Consider the following 23251-nt stretch of genomic DNA (forward strand, 5'->3'; position numbering starts at 1 on the left):
CCGCCATGAAGCGCACACCTTCCGTCGTCCTCGGCCTGTGCTCGTACACCCACGACTCGTCGGCCGCCCTTCTCGTGGACGGTGAACTCGTCGGCTTCGTCGAGGAGGAGCGCCTCTCCGAGCAGAAGCACACCAAGCTTTACCCGGCCCGCGCCATCGGGTGGCTGCTCGGCCAGGCCAAGCTGAGCGCCGACGACGTGGACGCCGTCGCCTACAACTTCCAGCCCTCCCGCTACCTCGCCGAGTCGCCCGCCGCCCTGCGCCTGGCGCTCTCGCCGACGACGCGCGACCGGAGCCTGGCGCGTGCTCACGGGTTTGCCAAGGTGGCCGTGCGTACCCGGCAGCGGCTGCGTGTCCTCGGCAGCCAGTTCCCCTCTGCCCACGTCACCCCGGTCCTGCACCACCGCGCTCACCAGCTCACCGCCTTCGCCGCCTCGGGCTGGGACGAAGCCGCCGTGCTCGTGGTCGACAGCCTCGGCGAGCGGCAGACCACCACCATCGCGCGGGGCCACGGCACTCGTCACCCCCGGTCCCAGACGCTGGAAGCGATCAACGACCCGGCCTCCCTGGGGTACGTGTACGGCGCTGTCACCGAGCACCTGGGCTGGCGCCGGGGTGACGAGGAAGGCACCGTCATGGCACTGGCCGCCCTCGGCGCCCCCGCCCGCTTCCGCCATCTGTTCGCGAGGGCCATCCGCACGACGGCTACGGGCTTCCGCATCGACCCCGGCTACTTCCCCACACGCACCCTCACGTCGGGATACCAGAGGACATCGCGGCGGTTCGTCACCGAGACCTGCCCCGAGCGGCACCCGAGCGAACCGCTCACGGACCTCCACCGAGACCTGGCGGCTGCCCTCCAGGAGCGGACCGAGCAGGTGATGGTGCACCTCGCCCGCCGCGCCCGTGTGCTCAGCGGCTCCCGACGCCTGTGCGTGGGAGGCGGTGTCGCCACGAACTGCGTGAGCATCGGGAAGATCATCGAGTCCGGCATCTTCGACGAGGTATTCGTACCGCCCGCCCCTGGTGACGCCGGTACCGCGATCGGCGCCGCCCTCGCCGTGCACGTCGACCGGCGCAACCCTCGCCCGGTCGCCGGCGTCGCCCGCACCTGCTACCTCGGCCCCTCCTACGAGGACCAGCCCCTCGACCTCACCCCCTGGCCCGGCCTCCGCCAAAAAACCCTGGGCATCGAGACCGCCGAGTTCCTCGCCGACCAGCTCGCCCACGGCACGATCGCCGGACTGTTCCAGGGTGCCGTCGAAGCCGGGCCGCGCGCCCTGGGCAACCGCTCGATCCTTGCCTCCCCGCTGGAGCTCGGCGTCGTGAAGCGCCTGAATGCCACCGTGAAGTTCCGTGAACCGTTCCGGCCCTTCGCCCCCATGGTCCCCGCCGAGCGCGCTGACGAGTTCTTCACGCTCGGCCAGCCGGCGCCGTACATGTCCATGGCCTCCGGGGTGACGGACAAAACGCGCGAGCGTGTGCCAGCCATCGTGCACGCCAACGGCACCGCTCGCCTGCAGACCGTCACCAGGTCGCAGAACCCCTTCATGCACGAGGTCCTGACCGCCTTCGGCCGCCGGACCGGCGTGCCCGTGCTGATCAACACCTCCCTCAACGTCAAGGGAAAGCCGATCTGCGGGACACCCGAGATGGCCCTGGACTGCCTGGCCAACTCTGGACTCGACGCCCTGCTCCTCGAAGGGCGGTGGATCACCAAGTGAAGATCGGATACAGCTTCTGGGGCTTCCTCGGCAACGGGGTCACCGACACCCCGGACGGGGCCGCAGCCACCGCCGCCCCTTCATCGACGCCCTCAGCGCCCGCGGGCACAACGTCGTCTTCCTCCAGGCCGACCGCGACCGCCTCGAAGCCGGCGACGACCTCGGCGACGTATACACCTTCGACGACGGCACCCCCGGCATCGACGTCCTGTTCCTGGAATGGCGCTGGGCGATCCCCGGCCGCAACACCACGGTCTGCGGGGCCGAGGGGCACACCTGCGATCTCCACCGTCAGGCCCAGCTCATCAACCACTACACGGTGCGGCACCGTACGCCTACCGTGATCTGGGACAAGGACCGCACACTGCGGGCCGAGAGCGTGTGGCGACGTTCGGCCCACACCCTCGTCTGCGAGGCCGCGCTCGCCCCGACCCACGGCGCACGCTCCCTACTCTTCCCCGTAGCCGAGGACCTCATCGCTCAGGCGGACCCCGTGGCCCTCGCGGCACAGCGGCGGGACCTCGTGCTCGGCTACGTGGGCAACCAGTACGACCGCGACGAGCCCTTCGAGCGCTTCTTCGCCCCGGCCGCCGCCCGCGTCGATCACCTGGTCGCCGGAAAATGGACGAAGACCGACCGCTGGCCGCACGTCCGCTTCGTGGGCCGGATCCCGTTCGAGGCCGCCGTCGGCGTCTACGGCCGGTCTCTGGCCACAGTGCTCATGCTGCCCGAGCGGTACGCCGCCGTCGGGCAGATGACCCAGCGCATCTTCGAGGCCGTGCTCGCCGGGTGCCTGCCGCTGGCCCCGGCGGACATCCGCTTCGCCGACCGGTTCGTCCCGCAGGAGCTGGTCGTGCGCTCCGGCCGAGACGTGCTCGAACGCCTCTCCTACCTCCGCGAGATCGCCGGCACCCAGCAGCACGCCGACCTGATCGGCGCGTGCGTGGACTGTCTGCGCCTGTTCGGCCTGAGCAAGCAGGTCGACACCCTGGAATCCGTCCTGCACGGGCTCGTCGGGACCACCGCGACCGAGCGGGGAGCTGCCTGATGCAGACCGCTCGACAGGCCACGGCACCTGGATCATCCAATCGTGTCCGGGAGGATGGGCCCGCCGGACACCCGAATCTCTCTACGCTGGAGCACCATGAAGAAGGTCGCCATCGTCGGCTGCGGAGGCAGCGGCAAATCCCACGTGGCCCGCGAACTGGGCATGATCCTCGACGCCCCGGTGACGCATCTGGACGCCGCGTTCTACGACGACGAGTGGAACGCGCTACCCATGGACAAGTTCACCGAAGTGCAGCGCGAGCTGGTCGCGCAGCCGCGGTGGGTGATCGACGGCAACTACAACTCGACGCTGCAGGTGCGGCTCGAAGCCTGCGACACGGTGGTCCTGATGGACGTGTCGACGGTAGCGGCGCTGTACGGGATCTTCTCCCGGCAGATCCGGCACGGGGCCGGGCACAAGGGCAACGGGGTGCACAACCGCATCCACTGGGGCGTGATCAAGTACGTCGCTACGTACCGGCGCAAGATGAGGCCGCGCGTGATGGCGAAGATCGAGGAGTTCGGCTCCCGCGCCGACGTGGTGCTGCTGGCCAACCGACGCCAGACGCGCCGCTGGCTGCGGAAGGTGGCCGCCGAGCAGGCCTGAACGGCCCGCGCCCCCGAGCAGGGGGTGCGGCATGAACGAGCCCAACCCGTTCCTGGACCCCGCCCAGCAGCAGGAGCTGTATGGGCATGCCTCGCGGCTGGCCGGGCGGACCAGCGCCCTGATGCGCGCGAAGACCTCCGGCCACCCCGTGCCCGAGACGATCGTCAGTCTGGTGCAGACCCACCACGCGCAGCCTGACTGGCTCGGCGTGGTGCTCGACATCGGCTGCGGTCGCGGCACGAGCAGCCTCGTCATCGCCGAGCAGCTCCGGCCGCAGCGCGTCGTCGGCCTGGATGCCGCCCCCTCCCTGCTGGCCCATGCCCGCGAGCGCGCCAAGGAGCTGCACGACACCACGGTGGACTTCGTCGAAGGCGACTTCCACGACCTTCCGCTGCCCGCCGGATCGTGCGACGTTGCCGTCGCCGCGTTCTGCCTCTACCACTCGCAGCACCCCGAGGACGTCATCGCGCAGATCGCCAGGGTCCTCGCCCCTGGAGGCCTGGCCGTGCTCGTCACCAAGGGCCTCGACAGCTACCAGGAGATGGACCAGCTGGTCGCCTCCGCCGGCCTTGACCCGCGGGCCGACCAGCACGAGAGCCTCTACACCGCAGCCCACAGCGGCAACCTCGCCGACCTGGCCGCCTCCTCGCTCGACGTGTTCGCCGTCCTGGACGAGGAGCACGCCTTCACCTTCGACGGCCACGACCACACGGCGCAGTACCTGGCCAGCAACCCCAAGTACGACCTCGCGCCTGGCCTGTACGGCAACCCCGGAGCCTTGGCCGCGACCCTGCACGAATTCCTTCCCGACCAGCCACTCACCACCCGGTCCCGCATCACCTTCGTCGTCGCCCAGCCGAACGAAGGGCGGCCAACATGAGCCTCACGCCGTTCACCAAGCCCTACGCGACACCGGAGCGCGCGGTGAGGGCTGTGCGCCACTACCGGTGGATCAACGAACACGCAAAGCCGCTGCAGCAGCCGGCTCTCCGCACCATCGGGCCGACCAGCCTGACGTTCGAACGGATCGAGGGCCGCCCCGTACGTCCCGCGGATCTCCCGCGCATGGCGGAACTGCTGGGCCACGCCCACGGTGCCGCCTGGGCCAGCGACCTGCAGTCCGCGTCGCTGGGCACCCCGCACCGCTTCCAGGACGGCACGACGTTCGACGACTACCTCGACCTCCGGGAGATCGCGCTCCGGCGTCGCCACGAGCAGGGCTACCTGCCGAACAAGGTGGCCTTGTACGCGATGCTTGGCCTGCTGGAAGAGACCGCCCAGGGGCCGTTCGCCTTCTACAAGGACAGCAACCCGCGGAACTTCATCATCACCAGCACGCAGGACATCGTCACCATCGACACCGACGACCTGTCCCTCGCCCCGATGGGATACGACCTCGCCAAGCTCATCGCGACGCTCCACCTGACATACGGACCACTCACGGACCAAGCCGTCAACGCTGCCCTGCTCGCGTACAACGCGGCGGCCGGAAGCTACAACGCCCGGCTCGGCACCACAGACCGCGAACGACTCGGCGACTTCCTGACCCTGCACGCCGTCCTGACCGCGCCATACGTCGGGCGCAACGGTTACCGCTACAGCTGGCCGATCCGGTCCCACCTCCGAGGAGCCTCATGATCACCACTGAACTCGTCTTCGTACGGCACGGCCAGGCCCAGTGCAACACCGACGGCCTCGTCGGGGGCCCGCGCACCTGCACGGGCCTGACCAACCTCGGGTACGCCCAGGCCGAACAGGTTGCACGCCGCCTGGCTACCGAACACCTGAAGAAGCCCTTCGACGTGGTCTACGCGGGCCCGCGGACCCGTCTCGTCCAGACCGGCGAGATCATCGCCAAGACGCTCCAGATCCCACTGCACGACGACGATCGTCTCGACGGCCCGGTCCACGGCGATGCCGACGGCAAACCTTGGGATGCGGTGAAGACGGCCGCCAACGGCGGACCGCATGCGCATCCCGACACTCCCTGGGCCGCTGGCTCCGACACCTGGAACGGGTTCCTGAAGCGCGCCAGCAGGAACCTGAACCAGCTCATCGGGGAGAACCAGGGGAAGCGCATCGTGTTCGCGGCCCACGGGGAGACGGTTATCACCGCACACACTCTGCTGCTCGGCATCCCGATCGGCTCGCCGACCGGTTTCACCCACAACCACGCTTCGATCACCCGCTGGCAGCACCACCGCAACCGCCTGGGCCAGACCCGCTGGATGCTCGACCGGCACAACGACACCGAGCACCTCAGTCTCCTCACGCCGGAGCCGACTCCGTGATCGCGACATCGGACGACCCCCGGATCCGATTGGCGCACCACTTCCTCGGCGCAGTCGAGGTCGCACCCGACCCCCTGCTTCCGCCCCGGGTCCTGCGTGTGGTGAGCGGCGACGGGCGTCACTTCGTCGCCAAGCAGCACGCAGAGCGAGACCGGTACGCAGGGGAACTCCACGCCTACCGGGCATGGGTCACCCACCTGACCCGCCACGCGCCGAAGCTGGTCGGCCGTGACGACGCCACCCGCACCCTGCTGCTGACCGCCCGCACAGGCGATCGGGCGGACACCGCGGCCCCGGGCTCACCGGAGGAGGAACTGGCCCACCACGAGGCCGGCCACGTCCTCGGCAAGCTCCACCGGGCCACCGCCATGCCCCAGGGCGGCGCCGCTGGCGCAGCGCTCGCCGAGCGCTTCCAGAGCTGGATCGACCGGGCCGTCCACGCCGACCTGATCGACACGGCCGAGGAGAACCTGCTGAAGCACCACGCGGCCATCCTGGGAAACAGCGGCATGGACAGTGCGGTCTGCCATCTCGACTACCAGCCGCGCAACTGGCTGATAGGCGACACCTTCGGTGTCTGCGACTTCGAGCACATGCGACACGACGCCCGTGTCCGCGACTTCGCACGGCTCGAATTCCGACGCTGGCAAGCCGCACCCCACCTCCGTACGGCTTTCTTCGACGGCTACGGGCGTCCGCTGAACGACACCGAGCGTCGCCTCTTGGAGTCCTTCGGCGCCATCGAGGCGGCCACGGCCCTGGTCAAGGGCCATCAGGAGAACGACCCCACCCTCAGCGAGCACGGCAGAACCGTCCTGTCCCGGCTCACCTGACCTTCCTCTTCGACGACACCTCTCTGGAGATCCCCGTGCCGCAGCACGAGCAGCCCCCGATCACCGCTGCCCCCCGTCGGGCCGTGGTGACCGGCGCCGCCGGATTCATCGGCTCCCACCTCGCACACGCCCTCGTCCAGGCTGGCACCACCGTGATCGGCGTGGACCGCCAAGACCCGTCCACCGACCCTACGGCCGTCGCCAACCTCGCTACGCTGCGGGGGCTCCCGGGATACCACCACGTCACGGCCGACCTCCTCCACTGCGCGATCGACCCTCTCCTGATCGACGCGGACGCGGTCTTCCACCTCGCCGGAATCCCCGGCGTACGGCCCTCCTGGGGACCGCAGTTCGGCGACTACCTCGCGTCCAACGTGCTGGCCACCCACCGAGTCCTGGAAGCCTGCACCCGCATCAGTGTCCCCCGACTGGTCGTCGCCTCCTCCTCCAGCGTCTACGGTCCGACCGACGGCGGCGCGAGCCTCGAGGCCGACCGTCCGAAACCCGCCTCCCCTTACGCCGTGACCAAACTGGCCGAGGAACAGCTCTGCCTCGCCTACGCCGAGCGCCCCATCGGCCCCAGCGTTGTCGCCCTGCGGTACTTCACCGTCTACGGCCCCCGGCAGCGCGCCGACATGTTCACCCACCGCGCCCTGCAGGCCGCCCTGACCGGACAGCCGCTGCGTCTGTACGGAGACGGCCATCAGCGACGCGACTTCACCTACATCGACGACGTGGCCGCCGCCACGATCGCCGCCGCCGTCGTGCCGACCGCCCAGGGTGCCATCAACGTCGGCGGCGGATCGAACGCATCGCTGCTGGACGTGATCAACATCGCCACCAGCCTCACCGGCCGCGACATCCAGCTCCACCAGGACCACGCGCGCAACGGTGACGTCCTCCTCACCCGGGCCGACCCCAGCCGCGCCCGAGAAGTCCTCGGCTGGCAGCCGCGAATCGACCTTCACCGCGGGCTGCGCGCCCACATGCAGGCGCTGGCCTCCCAGGTTCCGGATTACAGGCGGGCCGCGTAGCCCTGCGGCTCGGAACCCGAGAGGAGTGGTAATGGAAAGTCCCGAGCGAGCGCGGCTGGACGCCTTCTTCCGGCAGATCACCGCGCAGTTCCCCGCCGGCGAGACGATCACGACGCTGGTCATCACGCACCTGCTCCCGGAAAGACCGGCATTCCTGCGCGGTATGGCAGCGGTGTCCACGGTCGGCGCCGTACTGCCCAAGCCCCGGTCGATCCACCAGCCGACCCTCGACGCCGTCCGTCGCACCCTCCCGGTCCACGACCTGACCCGGGAGGGGTTCACCGACGAGACGCAGGCCCTGGACTACCTGGAGGCCACGGCCGGCGGCCGGGACGTCGTCCTAGTGGACATCGGTGGGTACTTCGCGGCGAGCCTCGACACCCTCGTGAGCAAGTTCTCCGGCCGCATCCTCGGCGTCGTCGAGGACACCGAGAACGGTCACCAGCGGTACGCGGCCCTCGACTCCCTGCTGTGCCCGGTCGTGTCCGTGGCCCGCTCCCCGCTCAAGGACTGCGAGGACCACCTCGTCGGCCGGTCGATCGTGTTCTCCACCGACGCCCTCGTCCGCGCCCGTGGGGACATCCTGACCAGCCGCAACGCCTGCGTCATCGGCTTCGGCAAGGTCGGCCGCGCCATCGCTCAGACCCTTCGCGCCCAGGACCTGCGCGTCACCGTGTACGACAGCGATCCGGTCAAGCGGGTGCAGGCGCACTCCCTCGGCTTCCGCACCAGCGCGTCCACCACCGAGGCCGTGCACAACGCGGAACTCGTCCTGTGCGCCACCGGCAATCTCGCCCTTCGGCACGGAGACTTCGCAGCGTTGCGCAACGGCGCGTACCTCGGCTCGGTGACCTCCTCCGAGGACGAACTCGAACTCGGCAGCCTCCACGACCTCTACAAGCGCAGCCCAGTCGAAGCTCAGTTGACGCGATACGAGGTCACCGGCCACTACTTCTACGTTCTCGCCGACGGGGGTGCCGTCAATTTCGTACACGGCGCCGCCGTCGGCGCGTACATCCACCTCGTCCAGGCCGAGATACTCGCCGCCACCGCCGCACTCAGCCACACCCGCTTCCAGCCCGGACTGCACGAGATGCCGGCGGCCGACCGCAACACCATCGCCAGAACCTGGCTCCGCCACTTCGAAAGGTGACCCCGATGCCTCCCTCCGTCGACCACGTCCGCTCTGTCACCGAGGCGTACCTCGCCCGCCACCCGGAGGAACGTCATTCCCTCACCCTGCTGTTCGCCGCGCTCGCCGGCACGGACGCCCCCACGAGTCGCAAGACGTACCCCGCCCATGTGACCTGCAGCGCCATCCTCATCGACGGCGACCAGCGCGTGCTGCACATCGTGCACAAGGCGTCCGGGAAACTGCTGGCGCCCGGCGGGCACAATGAACCGGTTGACCGGCACCTGCGCGACGCCGCCCTGCGCGAACTGCACGAGGAGGCCGGCATCCCGCCCAGCGCCGTCGTCCCCCTCTCCGGCTACGAGGACGTTCCCCTCGACATCGACGTGCACACCATCGACGCGAACCCCTCGAAGGACGAGCCGACCCACCACCACGTGGACTTCCGCTGGGCCTTCCACCTCGGCGCAGAGCACGCGGTGACGCTCCAGGAAGAGGAGGTCGACGGCTACAAATGGCGGCCGTTCGCAACTGCCGCTTCACCCACCGTCCGCGCCAAGCTCGCCCTGCTCACCTGAAGTACCCACTCCGACCCGACCACCAGGAGGACGCCGTGGCCGCCACCACAGCCCAGCCGACCGGCGCCAAACCGCGCCGGCACATCGCCGTCATACCCTGCCGTTGGGGCGCTTCGCGCTTCCCCGGCAAACCACTGGCCGTCCTCGGCGACAAGCCGCTGCTCTGGCATGTCCACCAGCGCTGCCTGGAGGCCAAACGTCTCGACGGAGCTGTCGTGGCGACCGACGACGAACGCATCGAAGCGGCGTGCCGTCAACTGGGCATCGAGTGCATCCGTACCGGAGAGCACCTCACCGGCACCGATCGCGTCGCGGAGGTCGCCGAGCGCCTGCCGGCCAAGGCGTACATCAATGTCCAGGGCGACGAGCCGTTCATCTCGCCGACCGCCATCGACGACATCTCCGAGGCCCTGGAGTACAAGCCGCCGGGCACGCTCGCCGTGAACGCATATGCCGAGCTGCACGACCCGGGCGCCGTCCTCGACCACAACGTCGTCAAGGTCGTTGTCTCGGCCCAAAGCAAGGCTCTGATGTTCTCGCGCCAGCCCATCCCCTATCCCAAAGGCGACAGCCCGAAGTACCTACGCCAACTGGGTCTGTACGGCTTCACCGGCTCGGCTCTCCAACACTTCCTACAACTCCAGCAGGGGCCCCTGGAGCGCGCCGAGGGTGTGGAGATGCTGCGCTTCGTCGAGCACGGCCACGCCGTGCAGATGGTCCCTGTCCTGGACGACGGTGTAGCGGTAGACACCCCGGAGGATCTGGCGCGAGCCGAGCGCCTCTTCAACCAGTACGGCGGAGCAGTCCTCACGCGTGGCGCTGCAGGGCGGTCGCCTGCCGACGAAGAAGGCGCCGTCACCTACAGCGGCGACGTAGAGGTCATCCGCTCCATGGTGCGATGACGCCCTCGGCCGTCCCTCTGAGCAGGGGTGCCAGGCGCTCGGCCAGCGCGAGCAAGCTCAAGCTCCGGTCCGCATGGGCCGGGCCTACGAGCTGCGCACCGATCGGGAGGCCCTCGGCGCTGCGCGCAAAAGGCATGACCAAGCTGGGCAGACCGACGTGGCTGGTGAGATTGGCCCAGCCGGTCTGGTCGAAGAAGCTCTGTTCGACGCCTTCGACCGTGAGAGAACGGCTTCCGGCTGGGCGGTGCACATTCGCACAGCCCTCGATCTCGCTGACCGGCTGTTGGAACGGCATGATCGCCCGGCGCATGCCCCGTTGCTGAGAGTGCTCATTTGGGTAGTCTGGCAAGTCGGGGCAGGGCGATTCATCAGGGTTGGGAGGCGTCGGTGCGGCGTGACATGGGGGAGCACTACCAGAATCTCGCCAGCACGTATGACGACAACTGGGCCTATAGTCCGGACTTCGTGCAGTGGATGTCCGGACAGATCGCCTCGACTCTACGGCTGTCGGCGAACGACCGCATGGCGGACATCGGCTGTGGCACGGGCCTGTTCGCCGGCGGTATAGCGGAGGCCCTACGCCCACGCCACCCGGTGCTGTGCGTGGACCCTTCGGCGGCGATGCTTGATCAGCTTCCCTCGTCCCCCGCTCTGTCACCGCTCCGCGCCTCGGCCGAGGAGATCGCGGACCAGACGGTGCCCCTGCCCTATGAACGGCTGGACGCGATGTGGCTGAAGGAATCGGTGCACCACGTCACCGACCCTGCCACCACGCTCCCGGGTCTGGCCCGGCTGCTGGCGCCCGGCGGTCGGCTACTGGTAGCGATGTTGCCGACAACGATCGACTACCCGTTGTTCGCCGAAGCCCTCAAGCGGTACGAAGAGCTCCAGCCCGACCCGGCTGTCATCGCCCGGCACCTTACCGATGTGGGGCTCCGGGCCGAGCTGACCTTCGTGGAGCATGAGCTGCGCCTGGACAGGGAGCGCTACTTGTCGATGGTCAGGTCCCGGTACATGTCCGTGCTGTCGACCTTCAGTGATGAGGAGCTCGACGCCGGGATCGAGGAGATCCGGGCCCGCTACCGGGGACCGGAATTCGTCTTCCCCGATCGATTCGCGTTCGTCCTCGGTGTCCGCGACGACTCCACTGACGCCACCGAGGCCGGCGGAGGTGCGCGGTGAGCGCTCCGGTGGACGAGCGGTTGCGCCGGTTACGGCACGAGCTGGACGATCACGCCCGGGTCGCGGAGCACCTCGGGATCGATCTGGAGCGGCCCTTACGGTCGCTGGACGACGGCTATCCGGAGAACGCCATCGCCCTGGTCGGCAAGATCACCGAGAAGCTGCTCAAGCAGCTGTGGCGCCACCATGAGGTGGCCGGCGACCCGTCCGGCCGCATGCTCAGCGAGCTGATCAAGGGCTGCCGCCCGCACATTCGCAGCACCACAGTCCTCGATGCGCTGACCGACATCCAGCGCCTGCGCAACCGCTCCACCCACGACGGCTACGAGATCGCCGAAGAAGACGGCCTGCTCGCCGTGCGCCGCCTGGTCGATGTGCTGGCCTGGTTCACCAGCACCGCCAGTTCCGCCCTGACCGGGAACGACCCGCGGATGCAACCTGAAGTCGCGCGCCGGGTGGAGTTCCTCGCGGGCCTCTACCTGACGCTGGGCTACCGGGTCTCCAAGCGCTTCGTCCTCTCCACCGAGACCGTCTACCAGCTGTTCTGCCGCGAATCCGGCGTACGTCTGGAATACGTCGAACTTCTGCTCTCCAAGGATGCCGCCGAGCTGCGCAACGTACTGGAGACCACCGGCGGGGAACTGCTGAAAACCCGGCTGCCCAAGCTCACCCGGTTCGTCATCCTCGACGACGCGGTGGACCAGGTCCGTCCACTGCTGGGGCACGATTACCGGATCGTGGGCTACGAAGGGTTCATCGATACCATCGTCGACCTTCAGGCCCACTTGGCCTCCTGCGCCACGGCCGCGCCAGAGATGCCGCGCGAGCGTCAGCCCTTGCCCGGTGCCCTGCTCACCGCCGACCCGCACACCGGCGAATCCCGTATCACCGAGACGGAAGACGCCGAACAACTCCTGACCCGGCTCATGCAGGAGTCGGCCAACGTTCTGATCACCGGCAAGCCGGGAAGCGGCAAAAGCACCCTGCTGCGCGCCCTGGTCAACGACACCCCTGCTACGGCTCGCCGGTTCCGTTTCTACTTCGACCTCAGCCTGAAGCCCAAGGACGAGGCCTTCGCCGAATACGTGGCCCGCATGCTGGCACCCTGCGTGCCGGGCGAACGCGCACGCGCCTTCGACCTGTTCCTGTACCTGATCCGCTCCGGTTCAGCCCTCTGTGTTCTGGACGCCGTCGACGAAGCCGTGGACGAGCCCAGCCCCGAGGGGTTCCTGCGTTTGTTCGCGGACCTTGCCTCGGTACTGTCGGCCGAGTCCTGCGTCGTGCTCAGCTCCCGGGTCTCCTTCCTGGCCGATTCCCCGCAGATCCGGCGCCTGCTCGACTGCTCCAGCGCGATATCCGAGCAACTGGTCGAGCAGATGTACGCCAACGGCGTGGATCCGCAGCGCGTCCCCCGCTTCAGCATGCTGCGCCTGACGGACGCACCGACCGACCGCGAGCCCGCCTCGGACACCGGCGCCGCCTTCCTCTCCACGCCGCTGGCACGACGCCTCCAGAACGCCCTGAATATCGCGGGGACCCCAACGGTCGCCGAGCTGATCGGCACCCACATCGACCACGCCCTCACCGACGCCGGGCTCGCCCACCTCGCCCCGGCCCTCGTTGATACGTGCGGCCGGGCCTTTCTGGAGGACCGCACGGTCTTCCCCCTGCTCGAACTGCACAATGCGCTCGGACCGCAAGCCTTCGACGGCGGCCGGATCACTCTCGAGGACTTCCACCTGATCCCGCTGTTCCGACCCGCCGGCCCCCAGGCACTGGCCTTCATCCACTCCGCCTACCAGGAGCTGCTCGCCGCCCGCTACCTCAGCACCCCGGACGGCCGCGAACAGGCGGCCGAGCTGCCTGGAACCCCCTACCTGACGGAACAAGTCCGCGCCTTCCTCGCCGCACACCCCACCGCCAACGCACATCCCGCACCAGCCGAGGACTGCGTGCTCCACCCCGGGGTGTATCTTGTCGGCCCAGCCGAACGGCTGCTGCTGCGCCGCGTCCACCACCCGATCCGATTCGACCGCCACCCGGTCACCGTCGCCCGCTACCGCCCCTTCCTCCAGGCCCTGCGCCCCGACGGAACCTCACCGTGGGACCACCCCGACCAGCCGCCCGGCACCACCCACGCGCCCTGGACCGAGCGGCTGCGCGCCCCGGACTACTACGACGACCCCCGCTTTGACGACCACCCGGCCATCTGCGTCAGCTGGTGGGCCGCGTACGCCTTCGCCGCTTTCGAAGGCAAGCGCCTGCCCACCTCCCTGGAATGGGAAGCCGCCGCCCGTGGCACCGACGGCCGCCTCTTCCCCTGGGGCGATACCCCCGACCTCGACGCGGTGAACTGCGCCGACACCTGGGCCGGCCGCCCCCTGGTCACCTACCAGGCATGCAAAGAAGAGTTCGACCGCGGCGGCTTGGGCCACGCCTGGGTCACCCCGGTCGACGCTCGTCCCGCCAACCGTTCCCCCTACGGAATCGCCGACATGGTCGGCAACGCCTGGGAGTGGACCTCCACCAGCGTGGGCGATCCGGACGAGGCCGTCATCTGCGGTGGCGCCTTCGACAATCCCCTACGCGCCGTCCAGGCCAGCGCCAAGGGCCTGTTCCGCCGCTCCCGAGCCAGCAACGCCGTCGGATTCCGCTGCGTCACCGAACTGTCTCCCACCATCGGTGACGACGTGAAGGAGGACCCGCAGCCATGACGGCAGACCGCCAACAGACGCCGGCCTCCGCCGGGGCTCCTCGATTCGGACGCGTCGTCGACCGCCGCCCCCACGGTGGCGGCATCCACGGCCGCGCCAGTAGCTACATCGTCCAGGACGACGAAGACGGCCGCCACTACACCTTCGACTACACCCACATCGTCACCGAAGGATTCCGCACCCTGCACACCGGCGAACGCGTCCGCTTCCACATCGCCGCCCACGACACATGGAGAGCCGAATTCGTCATCCGGCTCAACCAGCCCTCCCCGGAGGCGTTCTACGAGTGAGGCGCACGCGCACCGTTCCCACCGGCGCACGCCAGATCATCGCCGTCGTCCTGCCCGCACGCCTACCCGCCGACCCACCCTGGCCCGAAGGCCCCCTGCCCTTCATTCACGGCGCCCGGACCACCACCACCGACACCCGCCGCACCTACTTCACCCCGGCTGCCGCCAGCGTCCTCTACGGCACCCCCGACCGCCCCACCCGCTGGCACCGGCAGGTCCGTCACGCCCACGGCTCCGCCACCATCGACGGCATAGAACTCCTGCGTACCCCCACCGAGGACGACCCCGACCGTGCCTTGGCGGTGCTCCACCTGACCATCACCGGCCCGGAACTCCTCGACACCCTCCGCTCCCTCGCCCACCGCCCCGGCACCACCCCACCGTTCGAGATCACCGGCCCCGTCCTCACCGCACTTTTGCAGGACCACGCCCACACCAGGCCGAACACGCTCCTCGAGGGCTACGCCACCGTCGAGACCGATGCCCTTCCCTACACCGTCACCCTGCTCACCCCCGGCCGACGGCCCCTACCTCGTCTCAACGGCGGCCGGGACCACCGCCGCTGGCCCGCGGCCCAGCAATGGCTCTGGGCACTCGCCTCCCGCACCAACACCGACGACTACCCACCCGACCCCGCCACCGTCCCCCAACTCACCGCCGGTGCCCTGCGCATCTCAGCCGACTGGAGCGCGCTCGTCCTGCGCCAGGGCGCGGCATTCATCGGCCACCGCCGCGACCACGGGCCCGCCGACCCGTTCTACGGCTACGCCGAACTCCACATGCGCAGCATCTACCTCGACGCCCTCCTGTTCGGCATGATCCAGCGCACCCACATCGACCACCTCACCGAAGACCTCGCCCAGGTCTTCACCGGCCCCGGTGAAGCCAACCGCCTCGCCGGCCTCGAACGTCGGATCGCCCATTTCCGCAGTACCTACTGGCGCCAGCACCTCACCACCCACGGCACCGCCAACGACCTCCTCATGGCCTACCAGCGCCAATACCGCCTCTCCGACCGCTTCACCGAAATCCTCGCCGAGGCCGCCGACCACAACCGGCTCATCCAGACCCAGGAAAACCAGCAGATCAGCGGCGCCCTCGGCATCCTCACCATTCTGGGTCTGCCCCTGGGCACCGCCCTGGGCGCACTCCAAGTCCTCGGCGACCAGAACCCCTGGCACCTCCTCACCGCCACCACTGGCGCCCTCGCCGCCACCGCCGCACTCCTCACCACGCGCTACGGCCGCCTCGTCCTCACCTCACTCCGAGGTCGTCCCCTGACGGATCGCGACAACTGACTCGCCGTCACCGGGACCGCTGAGTGCCGCGAACTCCTGTTGTCGGAGCTTCGCCATACGCTGGATCCTGCGCAGACCGTGCCGCACGTACAGCATCCTGTGCCGTGGAACGACGCAAGACGGGATGGACGGGTACGTGCTGGCCCAGAGCCCTGCTACGCGTCCCGATCCGACTCGGGCGAAGGGGGCCGGATCGAATCGTGCCACGCCCAACCGCGTTGCGGGCGAAACGCGTTGCACGAGAGGATGTTCGATGCACAGGAGACATCACTGCGACGAGCGCAGATCGCGATAAACGGTTATCAAACGGCACGCGAGGCATCCGGGGGAAGATGCATGAAGTTCGACATGGGAAGCACAACTCTGTCGACTCTCGGGAAGAGCACGACGGGGTCCAGTGACGACCTGGGGGCGCTGATCCGGCTGCTGATCGCCGCCGCGGAGCCACTGGAGGGGAAATTCAACGGCGCCGGCAAGGTGGCGTTCGACTCGTTCAAGCTCCGCGCTGATGAGATCTCGGCCGCGCTGAACGGTTCTCTGCAATCCATCCTAGGCGGGCAGTCGGGCATGGATACCGCGTTCGCCACCGGTGATCAGGAGCAGGAGGACAACGCCCACCAGCACATCGCCGGTGCCAATTTTGAGGCCGCCCGGTTCTCCGGGCGATAGGGGGATTCCCGATGGGGCAGAGCCAGGACCGTAACTCTTACGACGTGGGCGCCTCGGTGGAGGTGCAGGGCAGCCTGCAGGGGATTATCGGCCAACTTGAGCGGGTCCTCGCCGACCGGGACCGCGCGGTGAAGGCCGCGATGGCCGACTTCACCGCTGATGGCGTCTCGGACGAGTACCACGGCAAGGAGGTCCGCTGGAACCGTGCGGCGGCCGAGGTGCGGGAGATCATCCGCCTGGTGCGATCGACGCTGGAGAAGAACGACGGCACCGCTCAGTCGACACTGGCCAAGGCCAAATCCGCTGTGGACAACATCGGTTGATCCGAGCCTTGAGGACGCAGTGAGCAGGTGACGGGGCGGTAGCTGGGGGGATTGGGCAATGTCCAAGTGGGACATCACCCCGTCCGGGGTCGAGTTCGTGACCTCGCTGGTGGGTGACGCGATAGACGACATCGACGCAGGCGTCAGGTCGTACGGGAAGAACATGGAGAGCGCGGCCACCTCGGCCGGCACCATCAGCGAGCCCATGTGCGGGGCGGCCACGACCGGCCCGGTCGGGGCAGCTCTGGCGCTGTTCGTCGAGAAGACCACGCGTGAGGCGCTGTTCATTGGGGCACGGGCGGCCCAGTCGGCGAACGGCGCTCGCGAGGCCACCGCGTACTACGTCGCCGGGAATCACCACATGGCTGCCGACGCGCAGCACAAGGCCCTTGCGGCACCGAAGATCGACTTGCCGGGCGACGACACACGGGGTGGCGGCCACAAGTGAAGATGATCGATCCGGCGAGCATTCCGGAGTTCACCGGCGATCTGGAGCAGCTGGACAAGGACGTCTCCGGGTTGCGCGGCGACGCGATCACCATCCGCGACGGCGGCATGCACGCGCATTCCCGCTTCCAGATGCTGGAGGGCTTCTACAAAGCGCCGGAGGCGGACCAACTGTTCGCCTCCACATGGCCGGCGGCCGTGAAAGCCGACACCTTCGCCGGCGACCTGGAGAAGGTGGCTGACGCACTGGACACGTTCGCCTATGAGATCCGCCCGCTTGTCAAGCGGCTGAAGCAGCTCAAGGCGGATGCTTTCGCGTTCGTCGACAGTGTCGAGGGCGATGACGACTGGACCGAGGACGAGGGCAAGGTCGACCGTCACCAGCAACTGTGGGACGGCGTGAATGCTGCCGTAGCCGCCTTCCAGGAGGCCGAGCGCAAGGCTTCCACCACCATCTCCGGGCTCGTGGGCGGTCCGAAGTTCGTGGCGGACGACGGCAGCCACACGAAGAACCGCAAGAAGGTGATGTACGGCTACGACCTCGACAGCCTCGAACAAGCCAAGGAACTTCCCTGGGGCAGTCCGGTCAGCCAAACCTACGATGCACTGGACTTCGGCCACCACTTCAAGAGCTTCGTCTGGGACGGCCTGGTCGTCGACAACATCTGGGGCGGACTCAAGGGCCTCAAAACCCTCACTGGACTCGACGGTGGCGACGCGGCAGGCAAGGCCTGGGGACATCTCGGAGATGTCGTGGGCGGCATCGGTCAGTACACCATCAAGCCCTATGACGCGTTCATGGACTGGGCGTTCGGGGAGGATCAGGACAGCCCCGACGAGGCCCGTCAGAAGCAGGCCGCCAAGGACTTCGGCAAGTCCCTGGTCGCCTGGGACATGTGGAGCGAGAACCCCGCCCGTGCCTCGGCGACGGTGGTTTTCAACGGCCTCACCCTCGGCGCGGTCCCGGCCGCCCGCGTCATCAAGGGAGGCAAGGCAGGCGCGGCAGCCCAAGGCGCGGCCAAGATCGGCGAGTACCTCGACCCGCTCTCTGCCACCTTCAAGATGGGGGGCAAAGCCGCCAGTTACCTGCCCAAGCTCTCTGAGCTCACGGCCAACACCCGCGCTCTCGACAACGTCCCCGGCTCGCACCGCCTCCACAGCCAGATCGAACTCTCGGACGGCTCCAGGGTCCGAATCGAGGACGGTGCGTTCATCCGCCTCGATGCCGACGGCAATCCTGTCCATGACACGCCGCGCCAGGAGCCACGGGCAGACCAGCGGGCTGCCCAACACGAGGTCGCACCCAAACAGCGCGAACTCGCGGAGATCGGTGCGAACTCGCGGACACCCGGATCCCATGTCGGCCGCGGAGACTCCGCCAGCCCCACGCACGATGCCCCACCGTCCTCGAGGGGCAATGGATCAGGCGGCATCCCAGCTCGAAGGGGGATCACAGGCGGAGTTGATGGCCTTGATGCTCCGAGGTCGTCGCATGCCGGCCTGAACGACGGCTCTGGCCCACATCACCCGGGCGGCTCGGACGCCCACGGCGAGGGACGGGGCGACCACAACGGCGGCGCCGACCGGGGCAAAGCCTTGACCGAACAAGAAAAGATAGTACGTCGGCAAGTCGACCGCGCCAACAACGAGCCTGGATATTTCGAGAAGTACTACAAGAATAACGGCAACCGTATCAGGCTCTCCAGAGTAGACGAAAGCGGATTCACGCCCCCGCAGCTGGTATGGGACGCGCGGACGAAGAGCTGGATCGCCGCTTCCGATGCTCCACCGCCTCTTCCCGAGCGTTACATTGACGGAGCCGACAGGACGGGGAATGCGGATTCCTTGTCAGGCTCTGAGGCCCTGAAGGACCTCGACAAAGCGGCTGCGAAGCGACATTCGGCGATTAGCGCGGACAAGACAGCCGAGGAAACTCTCCAGAAGGTAAAGGAAGCACTGGCAGCACAGGACTCCCTCTCCAACCGCAAGGCACTCGCTGCGGCACAGGCCGCACACAGGCCGCTGCACAAGGCTATGTCGGATGCCGCTGAAAAGTACGGTGAGGCGATAGCCCAGCATCATGTAATCCCGGAGCGCTACCCCAATGCCCAAAGGGAGGTGCTCGACGGGCCCGCAAATGGCAACGACCAGTTTGACCAAGTATGGCGGCGCCATGATGGCGGTTACGTGGTGATAGAAGCGAAGAGTAACGTGAGAACGGAGCTAGGCGCCCGCAATCTGCCGAGTGGAAAGCGTGTGGCGCAGGGGGCCAGGGAATATTTCGATGACATTCTCCGCGAGATGCGTGAACGCGGCAAGAAGAACCGTAATGAGCTCAGGCTGGCCGACGAGCTCGAAGATGCCCTCGATCAAGGCAAACTGGACTATATCCTTGTCAAGGGGAAAGTCAGTGGCGGCAAGTATGCTGGTTACCACATGCGGAAGTTCGACATAAGCTGACTGGAGAACGTAGTGGCTACGACGGTGCCTCGGCATGGCAACCCAGGTCCCGATGACGAGGGCTATGCGCAGGACCTCGGCGAGGGGCTGGCCAAAACCATCTCGAGGCTGGAGCGATCGTCGCGCTGGTTCGGAGGCGCGCTCGACAAGGCCGTACTCCATGTCCAGGCGCGTCTGGCCGTGGATCCCAGCGCGTCTGAAATCGAGACCTGGGAAGCCGTGGTCTCGGCGATGCAGGTGGGTTCTGCCGTCTTCGCCTCAGCGAGCGCTCCTGAGGGCACCGTGCAGTGCCGCATCAACCATGAGATGCGGACCCTGCCCGCCACCGGGCCACAACCGTACGCCGACGCTGGCAATTGGCTGACAGCATTGTGGTTCGCCATCGTCTGTCGTGACCAGAAGCGCATGACCCAGCTCTGTGAGTTGTCCCTCGACTTGTTGCGTGCTTCGGGAGCGGAGTACGACGAGTACATCTACCACTGGGTGGACAGCCTGCAGACCTACTGGCTGGAGCGGCCGGGTTTGGTCGATAAGCTGGTAGCCGCGATTGAGAACTCTGACCCGAGCGTGGCGCGGATCGCCACACGAGAGCAGCTCAACAAGATTCTCTACCAGCCCATTAACCTCTTCCGCTGTTTCCTACGCAAGGACCACACCGCGTTCAACGACGCGCTTCAGGAGGCCCTGGAGCTGCACAAGTCGTACTGGACCGCCAACGAGGAGCGGGAGGAGAGCCCGGCCGGATATCTGGCCCTGGGTCCGCTCGCCATCACCTGTCTTGCCTACGACGCCGGATTTCCCATTGAGGTCGAATCGGACTACCTGCCCAAGCATCTGCTCCAGCGCGACTGGCTGGGCGAATTTCCGACGTGACGCACGCACACTCTGCAAGAGGTAGTGAACGACCATGGCAGCGCAGGATTATGACAGTCAATTGCTGGAATCGGTGTCGGTGCGGCGTCGACGGTTGCGGGACGCCTTGTTGCTCGGAACGCAGCGGCAGCGGCGGTCGGTGGATGAGCGGCTGGGGAAGGTCGTTGCCGGGACGGTGATTGCCGGGGTGTTGTGTGCCGGATGCGTGGGCTGGTCGTTCATTTCGCACCGGGTCGCTGGGCAGAGCCCGTATGGGCCTTCGACGCCGTCGACCGCGCCATCCGTGGGGAGTTCAGCCCGATGATAGGTTCGAACGCGTGGTAGCAGCGGGGACGACAAGCGGTACGGAACTGAGTCGGGTCACTCTCGTCGGTGAGCGGCGACGCATCGATCTCGTCCTTCCTTCCCAGGAACCGATCGGTCGGCTGCTGCCGGAAATTCTGCGGCTGCTGGACGATCAGGTTGCGGCGCGGCCCTCGTCCCGCCATCTCGTGACTGCCAGCGGTTCGGCGTTGGCTCAGGACAGCACGTTGCTGTCGGCCGGGGTGCCGGATGGTGCGGTGTTGCGGCTGGTGCGTGTCGAGGACGCGCCGTCGGCGCCGGTGGTGCATGACGTCAGCGATGAGGTGGCGGAGGACCTTGGCCTGCGGGCGTGGCGCTGGCGCCCGGCTGCACGTCGCATGTCGGCGGGGGTCGCCCTGCTCGTGTGGGTGCTGACCGCCGGGTTGGTTGCTCGTGGCGAGTTCGCGTCGTCCTCCGTCATGTCCGTCTTGCTGCTTGCGGCGCTGGTGCTGGCTTCGGCAGGCGCGCTGGCTGGGCGTGCGGCGCATCGTGGGGTGGCCACGGCGTTGATCGTCGCGGCGGGTGCGCTCGGCGTCCTGGGCGCGTGGACGCTGGCTGACGCGCAGGCGTGGTCGGGTGCGGCGCGGCTCGCCGGGACGGCGGGTGCGGTGGCAGTCGCGCTGTTGCTTCTGGGGTGGTTTTCGCCGCTGGGGCGTGGTGGGTTGATGGGAGCCGGGGCGGTCGCGGTCATGGCCCTCGGCTGGCAAGTCGCCTTGGCGCTGCAGGGCGGTGGTGCGACGGCTGTGGGGCAGGCTCGCGTAGGAGCTGTTCTGGCGGTCGTGTCGGTTGTGGTGCTGAGTGTGGTGCCGCGGCTGGCGATGATGGCGTCGGGCTTGTCCGCACTGGACGACCGGCGCTCGGGTGGAACGTCGGTGAGCCGCCACGAAGTGGCCACGGCGTTGACGGCCACCCACCGCGGGCTGGCGCTCGCCACGCTCGTCGTATCCGTCTCGGTAGGCGCGGCCGGGTTCCTCGCACTGCGTTCGCCCACGGTGTGGACGGTCCTGTTGGCCGTGGTCGTGGCTGTGGTGGTGTCGCTGCGCGCCCGGGCTTTCCCGTTGACCGTCGAGATCGTGGGCGTGCTGCTGGCCAGTGTGGTCGTGGTCTTGCGGTTGATCGCGGTGTGGCTGGAGCGTTCCTCGGCCTACGGGCCGCTGGCGGCGCTCGTCGCGCTCGCGGTCATCTCGCTCGGGGCTTTGGCGGTGCAGCCCGCCGAGCATGTCCGGGTGCGTCTGCGGCGTGCGGGGGATCTGGCCGAGTCGGCCGGGGTGTGCGCGTTGCTGCCGCTGTTGATCGGGGTGTTCGGGGTCTACGGGCGCCTGTTGGACACGTTCGCGTAGGGGTGGCGGCATGTCTCAGGGAGACTGGCAGCAGGACGTGTTGCGGGAGCTGGGCCAGAGCCGAGCCGAGGAGAACCCGCAGAGGGGTTCCGCGGCGGTGCCGCCCGCCTCGGCATCGCTCTCGCCTTCGTCCGAACCTCCGGAGAATGCGGGGCCAGACTCCACCCGGACCGATGCCCCGGTTCCGGCGCCCGGATCACGGCCAGCCGACAGCCGGGAACCCCGGGATCCGCAACTGCCTCTACGGACGCCGGAGTCCGCGCCGACCGTAGACCCCCGGCTGGCGGGCGCGTTGGGGCGTCCGCTGCACGGGGACTCAATGGCACGGCGGGCCCGCCGCTCCGTGCGCATGCTGGGGACCTCCGTGGCTCGGGAGGTCACGGAGGGCACCCGGCTGGCGCAGGAGGTGCAGCAGCCGGTGACCACCGGACGGGTGATCGCCGTAACGTCCATACGCGGTGGCGTGGGGAAGTCCACGGTGACGGCCTTGCTGAGCCGGATCTTCAACCACTACCGGCGTGATCCGGTGCTCGCGTTGGAGGCGGACGCGGCTCTGGGCACGTTGCCGGTGCGGCTCGGCGCGGAGTCCGTGCGCTGGTCGTGCTCGGATCTGGCGCAGATTCTCACCCCCTCAATGCAGCTGACGGATGTCATCGGCTACCTGGTGCCGGTGACCGACGGCGGCTGGCTGTTGCCCGCGAGTCAGGGGCGGGTGGGGGCACCGCTGGATGTCCGCACATACCGCACGGTGACGATGGCGCTGCGCCGGTACTTCGCGGTGACCGTGGTCGATTGCGAGACGCTGCCGGGTGAGGTGGCGCGCACGGCGATGGACACCGCGCACGCCCGCGTGGTCGCCGCGCCGATGACCGCCGAGGGCGTCAACGGCACCCGCGTCGTCCTGGACTGGCTTGCCCAGCTGCCGCACGCGGCCCTGGCCAGCACGGTGGTGGCGCTCACGGCGAGTTCTCCCGACACGACACTTGATGTGCGGGCGGCGAGCGCGTACTTGCGGGAGACGGGAGCAGCGGTCGTACCCGTTCCATACGACCGCCATCTGGGCGGAGGAGGCCCCATTCTGAACGCCATGCTGGGACGGGACACCCGGGAGGCCGCCACCACGCTGGCCGCCGAAGTGATGCGGCGCGCGGTAAGGGTGCGGTGA

At 68.3% G+C, this 23251-nt stretch carries 25 protein-coding genes; 23 read left to right on the plus strand and 2 right to left on the minus strand.

What is annotated here, in order from left to right:
• Positions 1 to 5: 5 nt before the first annotated feature.
• Positions 6 to 1724, plus strand: coding sequence for a carbamoyltransferase family protein (locus tag STRVI_RS11925; protein ID WP_014055900.1), 1719 nt, complete (start codon positions 6 to 8; stop codon positions 1722 to 1724).
• Here STRVI_RS11925 and STRVI_RS54160 read toward each other — a convergent pair.
• Positions 1714 to 2037 (minus strand): hypothetical protein, encoded by a 324-nt coding sequence (locus STRVI_RS54160; RefSeq protein WP_251982595.1) that lies wholly within the window; start codon positions 2035 to 2037, stop codon positions 1714 to 1716. The two genes, STRVI_RS11925 and STRVI_RS54160, sit on opposite strands and share 11 nt — an antisense overlap.
• Positions 2038 to 2064: 27 nt before the next feature.
• Between STRVI_RS54160 and STRVI_RS11930 the strand changes: the two genes are divergently transcribed.
• From STRVI_RS11930 to STRVI_RS11975, 10 genes are all read left to right on the plus strand, one after another.
• Positions 2065 to 2772, plus strand: a complete 708-nt coding sequence (locus tag STRVI_RS11930) for a glycosyltransferase family protein (RefSeq protein WP_014055902.1) — start codon at positions 2065 to 2067, stop codon at positions 2770 to 2772.
• Positions 2773 to 2868: 96 nt separating this feature from the next.
• Positions 2869 to 3378 (plus strand): topology modulation protein, encoded by a 510-nt coding sequence (locus tag STRVI_RS11935; RefSeq protein ID WP_014055903.1) that lies wholly within the window; start codon positions 2869 to 2871, stop codon positions 3376 to 3378.
• A 31-nt stretch (positions 3379 to 3409) separates the two neighbouring features.
• The gene (locus tag STRVI_RS11940; protein WP_014055904.1) at positions 3410 to 4258 is read left to right on the plus strand and encodes a class I SAM-dependent methyltransferase; all 849 of its coding nucleotides are present in this window, start codon (positions 3410 to 3412) and stop codon (positions 4256 to 4258) included.
• Positions 4255 to 5016 (plus strand): phosphotransferase, encoded by a 762-nt coding sequence (locus STRVI_RS11945; RefSeq protein WP_014055905.1) that lies wholly within the window; start codon positions 4255 to 4257, stop codon positions 5014 to 5016. Before STRVI_RS11940 ends, STRVI_RS11945 begins: the two co-directional genes overlap by 4 nt.
• Positions 5013 to 5669 carry a histidine phosphatase family protein gene (locus STRVI_RS11950; RefSeq protein ID WP_014055906.1) on the plus strand — a complete coding sequence of 219 codons (657 nt, stop codon included), beginning with the start codon at positions 5013 to 5015 and terminating at the stop codon, positions 5667 to 5669. Before STRVI_RS11945 ends, STRVI_RS11950 begins: the two co-directional genes overlap by 4 nt.
• The gene (locus STRVI_RS11955) at positions 5666 to 6502 is read left to right on the plus strand and encodes an aminoglycoside phosphotransferase (RefSeq protein ID WP_014055907.1); all 837 of its coding nucleotides are present in this window, start codon (positions 5666 to 5668) and stop codon (positions 6500 to 6502) included. Before STRVI_RS11950 ends, STRVI_RS11955 begins: the two co-directional genes overlap by 4 nt.
• A gap of 35 nt (positions 6503 to 6537) precedes the next feature.
• A complete protein-coding gene (locus tag STRVI_RS11960) occupies positions 6538 to 7536 on the plus strand; it encodes an NAD-dependent epimerase/dehydratase family protein (protein WP_014055908.1) in 999 nt (332 codons plus the stop codon).
• Between the two features lie 31 nt (positions 7537 to 7567).
• Entirely contained in the window at positions 7568 to 8689 is a 1122-nt protein-coding gene (locus STRVI_RS11965) for an adenosylhomocysteinase (RefSeq protein WP_014055909.1), read from the plus strand.
• Between the two features lie 5 nt (positions 8690 to 8694).
• Positions 8695 to 9246 (plus strand): NUDIX hydrolase, encoded by a 552-nt coding sequence (locus STRVI_RS11970; protein ID WP_014055910.1) that lies wholly within the window; start codon positions 8695 to 8697, stop codon positions 9244 to 9246.
• Between the two features lie 35 nt (positions 9247 to 9281).
• On the plus strand, positions 9282 to 10148 hold the full coding sequence (locus STRVI_RS11975) for a 3-deoxy-manno-octulosonate cytidylyltransferase (protein ID WP_014055911.1): 867 nt from the start codon (positions 9282 to 9284) through the stop codon (positions 10146 to 10148).
• Here the strand turns inward: STRVI_RS11975 and STRVI_RS11980 are convergent.
• Positions 10126 to 10458 (minus strand): amidase family protein, encoded by a 333-nt coding sequence (locus STRVI_RS11980; protein ID WP_043235789.1) that lies wholly within the window; start codon positions 10456 to 10458, stop codon positions 10126 to 10128. The two genes, STRVI_RS11975 and STRVI_RS11980, sit on opposite strands and share 23 nt — an antisense overlap.
• A 77-nt stretch (positions 10459 to 10535) precedes the next feature.
• Between STRVI_RS11980 and STRVI_RS11985 the strand changes: the two genes are divergently transcribed.
• From STRVI_RS11985 to STRVI_RS12035, 12 genes are all read left to right on the plus strand, one after another.
• Positions 10536 to 11330 carry a class I SAM-dependent methyltransferase gene (locus STRVI_RS11985; protein ID WP_014055912.1) on the plus strand — a complete coding sequence of 265 codons (795 nt, stop codon included), beginning with the start codon at positions 10536 to 10538 and terminating at the stop codon, positions 11328 to 11330.
• Positions 11327 to 14044, plus strand: a complete 2718-nt coding sequence (locus tag STRVI_RS11990) for an SUMF1/EgtB/PvdO family nonheme iron enzyme (protein WP_014055913.1) — start codon at positions 11327 to 11329, stop codon at positions 14042 to 14044. The genes STRVI_RS11985 and STRVI_RS11990 overlap by 4 nt, the downstream gene beginning before the upstream one ends.
• The gene (locus STRVI_RS11995) at positions 14041 to 14334 is read left to right on the plus strand and encodes a hypothetical protein (RefSeq protein WP_014055914.1); all 294 of its coding nucleotides are present in this window, start codon (positions 14041 to 14043) and stop codon (positions 14332 to 14334) included. Before STRVI_RS11990 ends, STRVI_RS11995 begins: the two co-directional genes overlap by 4 nt.
• Positions 14331 to 15632 (plus strand): hypothetical protein, encoded by a 1302-nt coding sequence (locus STRVI_RS12000; RefSeq protein ID WP_014055915.1) that lies wholly within the window; start codon positions 14331 to 14333, stop codon positions 15630 to 15632. Before STRVI_RS11995 ends, STRVI_RS12000 begins: the two co-directional genes overlap by 4 nt.
• Before the next feature lie 336 nt (positions 15633 to 15968).
• Positions 15969 to 16301 (plus strand): hypothetical protein, encoded by a 333-nt coding sequence (locus STRVI_RS12005; RefSeq protein ID WP_014055916.1) that lies wholly within the window; start codon positions 15969 to 15971, stop codon positions 16299 to 16301.
• An 11-nt stretch (positions 16302 to 16312) separates the two neighbouring features.
• Complete coding sequence (locus STRVI_RS12010) at positions 16313 to 16624, plus strand: pore-forming ESAT-6 family protein (protein ID WP_014055917.1); 312 nt, start codon at positions 16313 to 16315, stop codon at positions 16622 to 16624.
• Between the two features lie 58 nt (positions 16625 to 16682).
• Positions 16683 to 17072, plus strand: a complete 390-nt coding sequence (locus STRVI_RS12015) for a DUF6507 family protein (protein WP_014055918.1) — start codon at positions 16683 to 16685, stop codon at positions 17070 to 17072.
• Positions 17069 to 19531, plus strand: a complete 2463-nt coding sequence (locus STRVI_RS46265) for a hypothetical protein (protein WP_150112889.1) — start codon at positions 17069 to 17071, stop codon at positions 19529 to 19531. The genes STRVI_RS12015 and STRVI_RS46265 overlap by 4 nt, the downstream gene beginning before the upstream one ends.
• A 12-nt stretch (positions 19532 to 19543) precedes the next feature.
• Positions 19544 to 20404, plus strand: a complete 861-nt coding sequence (locus STRVI_RS12025; protein ID WP_014055920.1) for an immunity 49 family protein — start codon at positions 19544 to 19546, stop codon at positions 20402 to 20404.
• A gap of 34 nt (positions 20405 to 20438) precedes the next feature.
• Positions 20439 to 20708 carry a hypothetical protein gene (locus tag STRVI_RS54165; RefSeq protein ID WP_078505226.1) on the plus strand — a complete coding sequence of 90 codons (270 nt, stop codon included), beginning with the start codon at positions 20439 to 20441 and terminating at the stop codon, positions 20706 to 20708.
• 13 nt (positions 20709 to 20721) lie between these two features.
• On the plus strand, positions 20722 to 22086 hold the full coding sequence (gene eccD, locus STRVI_RS12030) for a type VII secretion integral membrane protein EccD (RefSeq protein WP_043235793.1): 1365 nt from the start codon (positions 20722 to 20724) through the stop codon (positions 22084 to 22086).
• A gap of 10 nt (positions 22087 to 22096) precedes the next feature.
• Positions 22097 to 23251 (plus strand): hypothetical protein, encoded by a 1155-nt coding sequence (locus STRVI_RS12035; RefSeq protein ID WP_014055922.1) that lies wholly within the window; start codon positions 22097 to 22099, stop codon positions 23249 to 23251.

It is taken from the genome of Streptomyces violaceusniger Tu 4113 (assembly GCF_000147815.2).
Taxonomy (GTDB): domain Bacteria; phylum Actinomycetota; class Actinomycetes; order Streptomycetales; family Streptomycetaceae; genus Streptomyces; species Streptomyces violaceusniger_A.

Excerpts from the sequence above, each read along its gene's own strand:
- STRVI_RS11970 (WP_014055910.1), top strand. The coding sequence starts at position 8,695 with ATGCCTCCCTCCGTCGACCACGTCCGCTCTGTCACCGAGGCGTACCTC.
- STRVI_RS12015 (WP_014055918.1), top strand. The coding sequence starts at position 16,683 with ATGTCCAAGTGGGACATCACCCCGTCCGGGGTCGAGTTCGTGACCTCG.
- STRVI_RS11980 (WP_043235789.1), bottom strand. The coding sequence starts at position 10,458 with ATGCGCCGGGCGATCATGCCGTTCCAACAGCCGGTCAGCGAGATCGAG.
- STRVI_RS11940 (WP_014055904.1), top strand. The coding sequence starts at position 3,410 with ATGAACGAGCCCAACCCGTTCCTGGACCCCGCCCAGCAGCAGGAGCTG.
- STRVI_RS11925 (WP_014055900.1), top strand. The coding sequence starts at position 6 with ATGAAGCGCACACCTTCCGTCGTCCTCGGCCTGTGCTCGTACACCCAC.
- STRVI_RS12035 (WP_014055922.1), top strand. The coding sequence starts at position 22,097 with ATGTCTCAGGGAGACTGGCAGCAGGACGTGTTGCGGGAGCTGGGCCAG.
- STRVI_RS54165 (WP_078505226.1), top strand. The coding sequence starts at position 20,439 with ATGGCAGCGCAGGATTATGACAGTCAATTGCTGGAATCGGTGTCGGTG.
- STRVI_RS11945 (WP_014055905.1), top strand. The coding sequence starts at position 4,255 with ATGAGCCTCACGCCGTTCACCAAGCCCTACGCGACACCGGAGCGCGCG.
- STRVI_RS11965 (WP_014055909.1), top strand. The coding sequence starts at position 7,568 with ATGGAAAGTCCCGAGCGAGCGCGGCTGGACGCCTTCTTCCGGCAGATC.
- STRVI_RS11995 (WP_014055914.1), top strand. The coding sequence starts at position 14,041 with ATGACGGCAGACCGCCAACAGACGCCGGCCTCCGCCGGGGCTCCTCGA.
- STRVI_RS11935 (WP_014055903.1), top strand. The coding sequence starts at position 2,869 with ATGAAGAAGGTCGCCATCGTCGGCTGCGGAGGCAGCGGCAAATCCCAC.
- STRVI_RS12005 (WP_014055916.1), top strand. The coding sequence starts at position 15,969 with ATGAAGTTCGACATGGGAAGCACAACTCTGTCGACTCTCGGGAAGAGC.
- STRVI_RS11950 (WP_014055906.1), top strand. The coding sequence starts at position 5,013 with ATGATCACCACTGAACTCGTCTTCGTACGGCACGGCCAGGCCCAGTGC.
- STRVI_RS12010 (WP_014055917.1), top strand. The coding sequence starts at position 16,313 with ATGGGGCAGAGCCAGGACCGTAACTCTTACGACGTGGGCGCCTCGGTG.